The organism is Moorena sp. SIO3H5, from assembly GCF_010692395.1.
GTDB lineage: Bacteria > Cyanobacteriota > Cyanobacteriia > Cyanobacteriales > Coleofasciculaceae > Moorena.
In genome coordinates this window covers 1-12,450 of sequence record NZ_JAAHHS010000227.1, presented here as the reverse complement: position 1 = coordinate 12,450, position 12,450 = coordinate 1, and the positions used below count along the sequence as shown (strand labels likewise).

General features: G+C 43.2%; 14 protein-coding genes and 1 pseudogene. 8 read left to right on the top strand and 7 right to left on the bottom strand.

From position 1 onward, the window contains the following. The 4 genes from F6K52_RS22215 to F6K52_RS22200 all read right to left on the bottom strand — a co-directional run. Window positions 1-606 (bottom strand): FAD-dependent oxidoreductase (locus F6K52_RS22215; RefSeq protein WP_293082749.1); only part of this gene is annotated, 606 nt, incomplete at its 3' end. Window positions 607-639: 33 nt separating this feature from the next. After that, window positions 640-771, bottom strand: coding sequence for a hypothetical protein (locus F6K52_RS22210; RefSeq protein WP_293082747.1), 132 nt, complete (start codon window positions 769-771; stop codon window positions 640-642). Between the two features lie 141 nt (window positions 772-912). Continuing rightward, window positions 913-1,602 (bottom strand): TVP38/TMEM64 family protein, encoded by a 690-nt coding sequence (locus F6K52_RS22205; RefSeq protein ID WP_364419088.1) that lies wholly within the window; start codon window positions 1,600-1,602, stop codon window positions 913-915. Window positions 1,603-2,466: 864 nt separating this feature from the next. Further along, window positions 2,467-3,660, bottom strand: a complete 1,194-nt coding sequence (locus tag F6K52_RS22200; protein ID WP_293082744.1) for a Fic family protein — start codon at window positions 3,658-3,660, stop codon at window positions 2,467-2,469. A gap of 520 nt (window positions 3,661-4,180) precedes the next feature. On the opposite strand from F6K52_RS22200, the gene F6K52_RS22195 reads away from it, so the two are divergent. From F6K52_RS22195 to F6K52_RS22165, 7 genes are all read left to right on the top strand, one after another. Beyond that, window positions 4,181-4,831 carry a hypothetical protein gene (locus tag F6K52_RS22195; protein WP_293082741.1) on the top strand — a complete coding sequence of 217 codons (651 nt, stop codon included), beginning with the start codon at window positions 4,181-4,183 and terminating at the stop codon, window positions 4,829-4,831. 171 nt (window positions 4,832-5,002) lie between these two features. Then, complete coding sequence (locus F6K52_RS22190) at window positions 5,003-5,419, top strand: element excision factor XisH family protein (protein WP_293082738.1); 417 nt, start codon at window positions 5,003-5,005, stop codon at window positions 5,417-5,419. Next, entirely contained in the window at window positions 5,407-5,745 is a 339-nt protein-coding gene (locus F6K52_RS22185) for a XisI protein (RefSeq protein WP_293082735.1), read from the top strand. The genes F6K52_RS22190 and F6K52_RS22185 overlap by 13 nt, the downstream gene beginning before the upstream one ends. Window positions 5,746-5,970: 225 nt before the next feature. Beyond that, window positions 5,971-6,537, top strand: coding sequence for a Uma2 family endonuclease (locus F6K52_RS22180; protein WP_293082732.1), 567 nt, complete (start codon window positions 5,971-5,973; stop codon window positions 6,535-6,537). A gap of 106 nt (window positions 6,538-6,643) precedes the next feature. Next, window positions 6,644-7,051: a XisH family protein gene (locus tag F6K52_RS22175; RefSeq protein ID WP_293082729.1), complete on the top strand. Its 408-nt coding sequence runs from the start codon at window positions 6,644-6,646 to the stop codon at window positions 7,049-7,051. After that, entirely contained in the window at window positions 7,042-7,386 is a 345-nt protein-coding gene (locus F6K52_RS22170; RefSeq protein WP_293082726.1) for a XisI protein, read from the top strand. The genes F6K52_RS22175 and F6K52_RS22170 overlap by 10 nt, the downstream gene beginning before the upstream one ends. A 376-nt stretch (window positions 7,387-7,762) precedes the next feature. Then, window positions 7,763-8,416: a methyltransferase domain-containing protein gene (locus tag F6K52_RS22165; protein ID WP_293082724.1), complete on the top strand. Its 654-nt coding sequence runs from the start codon at window positions 7,763-7,765 to the stop codon at window positions 8,414-8,416. 258 nt (window positions 8,417-8,674) lie between these two features. On the opposite strand, the gene F6K52_RS22160 is transcribed toward F6K52_RS22165, so the two are convergent. Then, window positions 8,675-10,111, bottom strand: coding sequence for a hypothetical protein (locus tag F6K52_RS22160; protein WP_293082722.1), 1,437 nt, complete (start codon window positions 10,109-10,111; stop codon window positions 8,675-8,677). 136 nt (window positions 10,112-10,247) lie between these two features. On the opposite strand from F6K52_RS22160, the gene F6K52_RS22155 reads away from it, so the two are divergent. Continuing rightward, window positions 10,248-10,553, top strand: coding sequence for a DUF4090 family protein (locus tag F6K52_RS22155; RefSeq protein ID WP_293082719.1), 306 nt, complete (start codon window positions 10,248-10,250; stop codon window positions 10,551-10,553). Window positions 10,554-10,777: 224 nt separating this feature from the next. Here F6K52_RS22155 and F6K52_RS22150 read toward each other — a convergent pair whose 3' ends face one another. After that, complete coding sequence (locus F6K52_RS22150; protein ID WP_293082716.1) at window positions 10,778-11,776, bottom strand: heme o synthase; 999 nt, start codon at window positions 11,774-11,776, stop codon at window positions 10,778-10,780. A 403-nt stretch (window positions 11,777-12,179) separates the two neighbouring features. Beyond that, window positions 12,180-12,450, bottom strand: a pseudogene (locus F6K52_RS22145) (heme A synthase); the annotation flags it as partial.

The window sequence follows — 12,450 nt, the reverse complement described above, 5'->3', positions numbered from 1 at the left end:
AGAAAATACTGTTTCATTGGTGAGATACCCCGCCTCTTGCATGCCCTCAACTCGGGGTCTTACTGCTCTTGCTCCTGTAGCAATTACTGCTTTCTTAAACTTGAGGGTAGTATCGTTTACTTCAATGGTATCATCACCAGTAAACCGACCATTTCCTAAAAATATATCAATACCATAGGTATCTTTGAAGCGTTGAGCAGAATCGTGATGGCTAATCCCTGCCCGTAGCCGACGCATCCGTTCCATCACTGCCGGGAAGTCTACTTCAATATTATCTGGAACTTTAACCCCAAAGGCTCCTGCATTGCGCATCTCAGCCACTACCCGAGATGACCGAATCAAACACTTGGAGGGGACACAACCTACATTTAAACAATCCCCACCCATCAAATGCCGTTCAATCAACGCCACCTTCAAACCAACACCGATACCTGCTGCACCTGCTGCTGTAACTAATCCAGCTGTACCAGCACCAATTACCACTAGGTCATAACAATCAACAGGTTTTGGATTAACCCAATCCCCTGGATGAACGTAGTTAACCAACCTCTGGTTATACTCGTCCATAGGTGGAACAATAACTCTTTGGTATTGAGAACTTGACATTTATAATAACTCCTTTGATAGTTCAAAATTAAATTATTTTTTTAGGGAGCAGGGAATAGGGAGCAGGGAGCAGGGAGCAGGGAGTAGGGAATCGGGAATCGGGAGTCGGGAGTCGGGAATCGGGAATCGGGAATCGGGAGTCGGGAGTCGGGAACAAAAATTCACGGATCTCTATAACCTTTAACCTTCTAACCTTTAACCTTCAACTTCCTAACCTTTAACCTTCAACTTCCTAACCTTCAACCTTCAACTTCCTAACCTTCAACTTCCTAACATTCAACCTTCAACTTCCTAACATTCAACCTTCTAAACTGTCTCTTTGGAAACGCTTTTGTCTAAAGCTTTCTTAGCCACATTAGTGACATAAAGTGTGACCGCAACAGTGGCGATAAAACCAATAATCCGAATTGCCCACTGGACAGTAGGATTGGTGGGTGCGTCACCACCACCGATCATGGCCAGGTCTCCAGCCAGAGAACCGATGTAAACGTACATGACTGTTCCTGGAATCATGCCAATGGAGCCTAAGACATAGTCTTTCAGAGAAACCCCAGTTAGACCATAGGCATAGTTTAAGAGATTGAAGGGAAATACAGGAGAGAGTCGAGTCAATAGCACAATTTTGAATCCTTCCTGACCTACCGCTTCATCAATAGCACTAAACTTGTCATTGCCAGCAATTTTTTGAGCAATCCAGTCCCTAGCTAGATAACGCCCAACCAGAAAAGCAGCCGTAGCTCCGATAGTGGCTCCGATGAACACATAGATTGAGCCTAAGAAAACACCAAATACTACCCCAGCCCCTAGGGTTAGGATAGACCCAGGCAAAAATGCTACGGCAGCAATGATATAGATTCCGATAAATGCGATCGCTCCGATGGGTCCTAGACTATCAATCCACTGTAAAGCATTGCGCAATATTTCTTGAGGATTGAATCCTCCACTACTAGCGGATTCCTGTGCAAAACTAGGCTCAGCATGTACCACCAGTACCATCACCATTGCCAGTAATGTTAATGAAACTAACTTTAAACCCTTCATGACCTTTCGGGGATGAGATTGACTGCTTCTTCTTGTACTTATCATGAGTTGGGACCGTTGCAATTGAACTTGAGACATAGTAATCAAATTATCTAGAGATTCTGGTTATCTTAAATAGCTTGTTTGGGGATGAAATTAACAAAAGTTTATAACTTTACAGGTAAGCCTTCAGCCTAGGGCGATCAGCTTTCTAGAGAGTGGCCAACAAACAATTGCAGTATCAATTGCTTGTTGATGATCATCATACAATAGTTTTGACGAGCTAAAGCTAGTGAAACTAATTGAAATTTAATAAGAATATTTTTGGTTGATTTTAAGCTTAAATTTAGCTGGTACTCAGTAAAAAATAAGCTTTATTAATAGAGCTAATCGGAAATCTTAAAAATTAGATATTAAAACAGACTTTTTTAGTTATAGCAAACAATTAACTAGTTCATCTAAATTAGAGCTGAATTTCGAGTTACATAGGGGGGGTTATAAGTTACAATTAATCAAGAATATTAGGTAACTATTGATTAACACTGCATCGACAGCTGGACTGACTTGCCGGGAAGAAGCAGATAAAGGATCTTGGACTGGTTATGCTTGAAGTCTTGATTAGGAGCCAGAAGTCAGCAAGAAGCCGTTGAGGTACAGGACTGAGGCCAAACTAGAGACGAAACTCTATCAGTAGTAGGGTAGATTAATCCCCGACTCTACAGGTAGAGCTACTGGGTAAGTCTTGGGAAACTTGATACTCCCTTGTGACAGATGAAACTTAAGTATAATGTTGCCCAAGCGAATTATACTTATTTAGCTTAAAGTATAATTTAACAGGCGTTAGTCAAGTATGTCCAAAACTTCCGGTGCGCGAAATAGTTTGGTGCCAGAGCCTGAATTGACTTGCTCTAAGATACCGGCGTTAACAAGTTTCTCAACATTTTGCTGTGCGGAGCGATAAGTGACATTAAGAATCTTCTGTGCTTTAGGAATGGTAAGGATGGGTGACTCAAATAGACTATCTGCTAAACGGGGCAATAGGGCTGACGCACGGGCTTGACTTAATTTATCTCGCCACCTCAGCTGTAAATCTTGTAACTTTTTTGAGCGGATCACTGCATCTTGAGATTGTTCTGTAACACCACGCAGAAAGAATAACAGCCAGTCTTGCCAAGCACCACGTTGACTGACAGCTAACATCAGGTCATAGTAATCTTGCCGATGACGCTCAAAAAAGGCACTTAGATACAGTAGAGGCAGTGGTAGTAATTTCCAATGTAATAGTAATAGAGATGTAATGAGTCGTCCGATACGCCCATTACCATCCAAAAAGGGATGTATTGTTTCAAATTGATAGTGAATTAGACCAATGCGAATCAGTGGTGGGTAGTCACACTCCCTGTTGAGATAGGCTTCGAAGTCTCTGAGAGACCCTGACATTTCTGGCACAGGGGGTGGAATAAAACGAGCATCTTCCATATTTCCTGTTTGTGGTCCAATCCAATTTTGGATGCGACGGAACTCTCCAGGGGTTGCGTTTTCACCACGGACACCCTCTACTAGACGTTCATGGAGTTCACGAATAAATCGTAGACATACAGGTAAAGTCTCAAGGCGTTGCAAACCGTACTCCAAGCTACGTACATAGTTAAGTACTTCTTTTGCATCAGATTTTGGATCAGATTTTGGATCAGATTTTGGTGGGGAAGGAAGAATACCAGGAAGGGTTAGTTGTTCACTCTCGTAGGCATATAGGTTAGCAATATTAGTTTGGGTACCTTCGATACGAGACGATAGAACCGCCTCACGGCGAATGAATGGACTGATCAAAAGATTGGGATTAGCCATGCTACGTCCTAGTCCCGCAAGTTCCCCCAGAGCGAGAGCCGCCTCAGACATGCCATTGAAAATTTTTGTGTCCAGTTGCAGTGTAGGTGGCAGAGGATTGGGCACAAAGGCAAAGCAAGGTTTTTCATGGTGTCCTATTAATACTAGCCTCCCTGGAGAGCTATCCTCAAAGTCTTCTGGGTTCATAGTTTATTAATTAGTTATATATAAATAACTAAATCAGTGATCGTCTTTGTTGTCGATTAGCAATCAAGAGCGATCGCCTTTGGCGGAAGCTTCCGGAGCGTAGCGTGGCCTACGGCCAATCGCTTTTTAAGGTAGAGCGCAGCGGAGGCAAACAGGCAATCCTATTACATAGTCATGATAGTCAGGAGTTCCCCCAGCAACTCTACCTGTAGCGGTTTTTATTAATGCATCCTACTATTGATAGGGTTTGTTGACCAGTTTTGCCTAAGTCCTGTAGCTGTGACTACCTTTCCTTAGCAGGATTAGGAGATAGCAATCCGTATCGGAATTGTGAGAATTTTTGATGCCATATTCCCTGTTCCGGTGATCCGCTGTTCCCTTTACTACAGAAAGATACTAAAGGGTTGAACAAAATAACAACTATTTATTTTTATTTATTTTTTGCTCGATTTGCAAAACTTCAACAATATGTCTATACTTTCAGTAAAAGCTTGATTGACAAAACATGTACCTCACAACCATGAACCCTAAATCTGCTCATGAGGAGCTTATTATTTGGATCAAGACTCGGCTAGATCAAACCCAGCGAGAACTTGCTGAAGCCGAAGCAAACCTGGTTGAGGTAAAGGCTTTAGTGGAGCAAAAGCAGGCAAACGTTGCCTATTTTCAGGATAAGCTTGAAGCCGAACTATCCAGGAACGAGCTTGCAGCGGAAATATCGAGCGCCTTGGTGGAAGACCGTGAGGTCAATGGAGATATGTTGTCTGAACAAGCTCCCACTGAAAATCCAAGTGGCAATGTCGGTCAACCAACTTTTTTTGATGATGAATCAGAGGAGGAATCCTTTGAAGAAAATGAACGGGAAAACCAAGACGATAGGGAGAGTCACAACCGCAATCCCAAAGATATGCTATATCGTGAATTTAGAGGTAAAACATTAGGGGAAGCAGCAGAGATGATCTTAGATAGTTTTGCTTATCAGGTTACCCCAGAACAGATTGCCAGCAGACTATTTGATGCCAAATCTGATGATGAGCAACTGCGTGCTAAAAACTCCTTGTCTGCGGAATTGCGTCGAGGTGCAAAAGAAGGGAGGTGGAAGAAAGTGGGACGCGGTCTTTTTGCTTCTAATTCTTTCAAGGAGGAAGTAACTGATGAAGTTAATAACTAAAATTAATAACTAAGAGTTTTAGGTTCAGATCTCTTTTGCCTGGAAAATTCTCTCATATCAGGAGTGATCGAAATCGAAACCGTACTTGACCCAATTAACCCATAAAAAAGCTGATTCGCTTTTTGCTAACCTATATAAGAGACGTTTATTAACACCTGTACCTATTTCCCCATGTCTGCTAAGGATCAATTCCATGATCTAGTTAAGGATGCTCTAATCAATGATGGTTGGATCATTACTCACGATCCTTATCGCATTGATCTGGGTTTTACCGATATCTACATTGATTTGGGGGCAGAACGCCTGATTGGTGCTGAACGCAATAATGAAAAAATAGCTATTGAAGTTAAAAGCTTTCTATCAACTTCAAGAATTTCAGAATTCCATGGTGCAATTGGGCAGTTTATTAACTATCGTCTTGCCTTAGAAGATGAAGAGCCTGATCGAACACTTCATCTTGCGGTTCCTAACAATATTTACAGTGCTTTTTTCAGTTATCCCTTCATACAAAAGTCGATCAAGCGTAATCAGGTTCCTATTGTAGTTTATGACATTTCCCAACCCAGGATTAATCAATGGATAAACTAGAGGTATATCGACAGCACATTCAGGACTTGCTGAAAAAACGTGCCAGTATTAAGTCGGCGAATCCGGCCATCGAAACCCAGCTCATTTTTGATACGGAACGGGATCATTACCAGATGGTTCATACCGGTTGGAAAAATAACACCACCCGTATTTATGGGTGTTCTGTACATGTGGATATTAAAGATGGCAAGATTTGGATACAGCATGATGGGTCGGAGATTGCGATCGCAGATCAGTTAGTTGAGCTAGGGGTACCAAAGCAGGATATTGTGTTGGCCTATCAGGCACCCATCATGAGGCAGTATACGGAGTTTGCGGTGGGGTGAGCTGTTGTGCATTTAAACTGTATATTAGTCAAATCAAATAAAAACGATAGATCCTAGTCCTCTGTTGCCAATAGCCATGCATGCCTAAAGCCATTACTAAAACCTTGATCTGAGCTAACTATTCCTGTAGTAACCTAATGTTGTAACTTATATTAACCAGTGCTATCTATCATCTAAAACTTTTTCTTGATGCTAAGGCCAGCTAAGTAATTCATAGACTCTGCCATGATTGCCAATCCTCAGTCCCAGAAAATGACTGTCGAAGCTTACTTGGAATGGGAACCACACCAAGAACTTCGATACGAATTTATTAATGGTGAGATTTTGGCTATGACAGGTGGCAGCATTCCCCACAATGATATTGCGATTAATCTACTAGCTGCCCTACGTCCCCACATTCGTCCCAAAGGCTGTCGCATCAATATTGCTGATGCCAAAGTAAAGGTTACCGAATCTATCTACCGTTATCCAGATGTGGTGGTGAGCTGCGATCAGCGAGATAGAATAGCGATTAACGCGATCCAATATCCAAAACTTATCGTTGAAGTGCTCTCCCCCGGTACAGAAGCTCTCGATCGGGGCAAAAAGTTCCAAGAATATCGCACTATACCCAGCCTAGAAGAATACGTCCTGATCAGCTCTACCGAGATCAACGTCGAGATTTACCGGAGGGGCGAAGGGCGGTTGTGGCTATACACAGCATACCAAGCTGGAGATGTGATCACCCTCGAAAGCGTTGGTTTTGAGTTTGCGATCGCACTCCTGTACGAGGATATCCCACTAGACCGGTGAACTTTTAAAAGTAAGGTTTGCTGGTGCGATCGCCCAAGCAATGGTGAATACATTCGCTCTAGCATATAATCTTACCAGAAAAGCTTGCTGTTTCTTTTAAAATCTCATGGCAAAGGATCGTTTCCACAATGCAGTGAGAACTGCCCTAGAAAAAGAAAACTGGGTAATTACTGCCGATCCCTATCAACTGAGTGTTGGGGAAGTAGATTTTGAAATTGATCTTGCTGCAGAGCTAATCGCTGCGGAACGAGCAGGAGAAAAAATTGCTGTGGAAATCAAAAGCTTTATTAGCCGATCCCTTGTCTCCGATTTTCATACTGCCCTTGGGCAATGCATCAATTATCAATTTGCTCTAAATGAAGTTGATGGCCAACGTAATCTTTACCTTGCCATTCCTGAAACAATTTACCAATCTTTCTTCCAGCGACGTTTTGTACGATCAGTAATTGATAAGACTCAAATCAATTTACTTATCTATGAGCAAACTCAGGAGGTTATTCGGCAATGGCTGTAGAAGAATCTGTAGAACAATATCGTCAGTGGATTCAGGAATTACTGCTAGAACGAGCCAATCGTAAGCCCACCTTCCCGGAAATTGAAACCCAAGCGGTTTTGGACACCGAACGAGATCATTATCTGTTACTGCACACGGGCTGGAAAAATAACCGTCGCACCCACGGATGTAGCCTCCACTTAGATATCAAAAATGGTAAAATCTGGATTCAGCATGATGGCACCGAAATTGGCATTGCTACCCAATTGCTTGAACTCGGTGTTCCGGCTGAGGATATTGTCCTTGGCTTCCACGCCCCGAACATGCGTCAATACACTGAGTTTGCCGTTGATTAACTAGACTTCGGGCGTTGCTGAATCTTTCAATGAATAGCAGTAGAGTGGGCATCCTGCCCGCCCCAAAACATCGCCGAACAGGCAAGATGCCTATTCCACAGGTAGAGTGGGCATCCTGCCCGCGCCAAAATATCGCCGAACAGGCAAGATGACTATTCCACAGGATTTTTTCCCTGCTCCCTGCTCCCTGCTCCCTGCTCCCTGCTCCCTAAAACCCAGAAGTTTGTACTTCACCAATTAAAAACCGCTATATTAATAATAATCATAAATAACAATAGCAATTAAAGCCATGAGTAGCTCGAATCAAAAACACTATAAAAGAATCGGGAGTATCTATGATGATTTGTGGAGTTACTCAGAAGACTACATTAGATTTATGGGGTTAAAAATTATTGAATATTTACGCTTAACCTCAACAGATAGTCTTGTGGATTTAGGCTGCGGCACAGGGCTTTTCACCCAAGCCATTCCGAAGGAAATACAGTTAAATAATCCGATTATCTGCGTCGATCCTTCTGAAGAAATGCTCTCACAAATCCCCTTAAGCCCCCAATACCAAATTAGGGCAGTAGATGCGATTACTTTTGTCTCTGAAACCTCAGGTTATAATAAGGTCTATATGAAAGAAGCGATTCATCATATAGACAATAAAGAATTACTATTTAGTAGTTTGTTTGAAAAGCTAACTACTGGAGGAATTTTCTTGCTGATACTTCTGCCTCCAACTATTGAGTATCCTTTATTCAAGGCAGCTTTAGAGCGATATGAAAGAAGGCAGCCCAACTATAACGATCTAACTAGTTTACTAGAAAAAGTCGGCTTCAATGTCTCAGTTGATTTTGTTGAATATATTCAGTCAATTCCTAAAGAACAATACTTGAAAATGGTAGCAAATCGCTATATGTCCTTACTGTCATTCTTTGATGATCAACAGTTACAGGAAGGTCTAGCAGAAATCTCAGAAAAATATGCTCAACAATCTATCCTTGAATTTCCTGACCGTTTTGTTTTTATTACAGCAAGTAAGTAGTTAAGCGATAAGCACTCAGCCGTCAGCGGTCAGCAGTCAGCTTTCCATAACTAAGATTAAACGAATGCTTACTTGTTTGATTCAAAAGTTCTGTAGCGTCCTAATAGCCCATAAGCACATCAAGTAGCCTGCCTGTAGCGCATTAGCTGTTCGCGTAGCGTGTGCGTAGCACATAAGCTGATAGCTGATAGCTGATAGCTTACAGCGTTATGGATTTACCTTTCCTGCCAAAGATATAGCGATTTGCAACAGGTCTAGTTACCGGCCTAAACCAGTAGATGCGATCGCGCAGCGTGCGCGTAGCGCAATCGCATCAGCTCTAGCATTCAATCGCTTCAGTAATGTTGTATGGGAGAGATTGGGATCATCCTTAATAGTGACCAGACCAAAACTAATCGGGGGTGTATGACCGGGCAAATCTACCCAACGATACCAGGTATAACCGACAAGAGCGGGATGAGTCAAAGCCCTGGCTAAGGACTTAGCGCCATTACGCATCATCCGTGACCTTTCGGAAAACCCGTCTTCTGGTTCATCGGGTAAGGCTCGTTGAGTAAACCTGGTGTGTCCCCAACTAAACTCACTGTTGAGCACTGGCAATTTTGTAGCTTGGTAGTATAGGTCTATCCGCTCATACATGTTGTAGCGATAATTGTTAGCAGATACCACATCTACCCAAGGTCTTTTGATGGCGGAAAATACTGCATCAGAAGGAGGTGCCCCAAACCGACATCCCAGGATTAAATGGTTGTGGTCATAGCGGTGGATTGCTGCTGCAGTTTCCTGAAAATAGCGTCGAGCAAATTCTGCTTGAAACCCATTCTGATCGACTAAGTAGCCTTTAGAAACAATCCCTTGTTTTGTCTTAGTCCATTCTTTAATCGTGTCTCTAGATTCAATCGAGACCTGCCAATCTTTAGCTAACTGCTCTAGACTATTACCATGGCGCTTTAAAACAAAATCCCAGGCAGCACTATAGGCGGGTTTTTCTGGATTGAGGCTAAGGCAAAATTGCAGTAAGGATGGCTTGGAGAGCTTGGTGAGCAACAATTCTGAGTTAACCTTTCGGTCTCGTGTTTCCGCGTGTGCCCAATTGAGTTCATTGTCAGTAAAATATCCCACTAGCAGCTTACTACTTGCCACCGGTGCTACGATTTCCTTAGCTTTAGCATCAATCCCTTCAATCCATTTTGGATCAAACACATCCGGTAACTTTAGCTTCCTGTCATCAACCCTAAGTTCGCTGTCTGGAGCAGCTTTGACGAAATTTAGGATAACTGTGTAGGGCATACCCTGATCCCACAATTGAGGTGGTGTCCATGCTCCTAGGGCATTAAAATTCCAGCTCCGCAGCCGCTCAAAGGTAGCTTCCCGAAAGGCAGCGGGGTCTTGACCATATTTATCCTCGACAACCGGAACATAGGGGTCAGGATAGCCAAAGTTGACGGAGGTGACACCCCGGTAAAGGAAGGGTTTGCCATCCGGGTCAATGAACCACCAACGACCTTTGTGGGATTTACCAACTCGGAAAAAATCCTGCTGACCTACTACGGTTTCAGTCTTGATGCGTACTTGGGCAAGAGGACTAGCAGCTTGAGAGGCAAGAAGACTATTGGGTAGGGCAGAGCTCAGCAGTATGATCACTGCTGAGAGGATGAATAGAATAAATCGGGATAATACTTTCCAATGTCGCATTTCAGTTTTGTTAATGCCTGATTGAGATCCCCCATTATCCCCCTTAATAAGGGGGACTTTTGAATCTAATTCCACCCTTTGTTAAGGAAACCGACACCTTGTAAAATACTCTCGTATTTATTACTATTAGCTTACCATGTCTACCGAAGGTAATTCCCAGACTCAAACCACTACAGGTGCTGATGCGGTTGATGACGCGATCGCAAAGGGAATTGATTTAGATGGCTCCCCAATCCCGAAAGCTAAGTTAGACCTTTACACTCAAGTCATGGGGTTGGAAGCTCAACGGCAACGGAGCGGTGTCAGCAATACGATGAGATCGAGAATTGTGCGAATTGGAGCGAAGCACATCCCTCAAGCAGAGCTAGATCAAATGCTGCTCGATGCTGATTTTACCCCTCTTAAAGAGAAAGAGATTGCGTTTTACTACGGACCTAAGTAGGATAGCAAAGGGAATCGGGAGTCGGGAATCGGGAGTCGGGAATCGGGAGTCGGTAACAGCGATGCAGTGCTATTGCCTTTTGCCTTTTGCCTCTTGCCTTTCCCGTAGCGCTATAAATATTAATAGGGTCGGCGAATTGCTACACATCTGAGCTAATTCACCAACCCTATTTGCTAATAGCTAATAGCTGATAGCTGATAGCTGTTCGCTTACCAGCCAACACCCTAGACTAAGTTAATACTTACCTGCTCCAATACTGTAGAAACTGCTTGAATCAAAACTTGGGAATTCTCTGCCACAGTTGCAGTAATTTCCCTGGTCATGGGTAAGCTATCTACTACGATACCGGTACACAATAACATCATATAGAGAATTGAGTACTTAAACATAGACCGGGCAAGTTGATTGTCTTTAGGTTCCTTAAGCAGCAACCATGCTTTTTTGATAAAAATACTGCCCAAAAGAATAGCAACTATCCCATAAACCACCCCCGATTCTCCTAAAGGATAGATCAACAATAGGGAGGTGGGAACGACTAATAAGGTGTAATACCAGATTTGACGAACAGTAACCTCTTCACCGGCTACTACCGGTAACATCGGTATCCCAACTTTGGCGTAATCCTCGTGAATCATTAACGCTAACGCCCAGAAGTGAGGGGGTGTCCACAAGAAGACGATGATAAAGAGTAACCAAGGAGCCCAACTCAATTCTCCTGTCACCGCAGCCCAACCCACTAGCGCTGGAATTGCTCCTGCTGCACCACCAATGACGATGTTTTGGGCAGTGTGGCGCTTCAGGATATGAGTATATATGAGCATATAGAAGATAATGCCAGATAGCGCTAGTAAGGCACTAAGGAGGTTAGCGAAGACTGTTAGCAGGGTGAACGACAGGATTGCTAATGCGATCGCAAACAGCAAAGCATCACGAGGCTGCACTTTCCCAGAGGGAATGGGACGGTGGCGAGTGCGCAACATTTCATAGTCGATATCACGGTCATAGATGCAGTTGAGCACTTGGGCAGATGCTGCGGCCAAAGTACCACCGACCAGGGTAACTAGCAATAAGATGGGATCGACTTGTCCATCGGATGCCAACCACATCCCTGCCGCTGTGGTAATTAATAGTAGTGGAATGATTCGAGGCTTTGTTAGTTGATAGTAACTTTGAATAACCTCTCTTATGTTTTCATGTTGACGAGTTAAACTAGTCCCAAGCATTCAATTCACCAATTCCTTAGCTAAAAAGTCTTAAGTGTGAAGGATGTTCGTCCTTAGGGTTCCCTTAGAATAGGAGGAAGCATCAAGGATTAAGGATCAAGGGTGAAGTTTGAAGGATAACAACATAGGGATTGCTAAGTCACCAATTCATGGTATACTTCTTATGGTCTGATCCTTTCAAGTAGCATTGTTAGTAACAACAAGTAGACCGACAAGTAGACCAACAAGTAGATAACGGTCCCGAGATCATAGTTTCAAGATGTTTTACCCTAGCGGCTCAATGGTCTGATTCTATTTAGCTGATATACAACTTATAAAACCGGACTTGATAGTTTAATTGCCAGCTATCACACTGGACACGTCAGACTTAATCCTTCATATTTCATTCCTTCTCGCTTTGCTTCTACTGACTTTGACACTCCACACTTGTTCGGTCACGTAAGGCGAAGACTGTAAACCCTACCAGTACTCCTAATAACGCTGCTCCCACTGCTTGATGGCAGATAGTTAGTAGTTCCACTTGTAGCCTTAACCGGAAGGTAGCAACACCGAGGAGTATCTGTAAAACTACCAAGCTAGCAGCTAGATTAGCTAACTTTCGTAGTACTGGATGTAGGGCTGGTGTCCGGGATGCTATCACCACGACGGCGACAGTTGCTACAGTCGCTGGCACC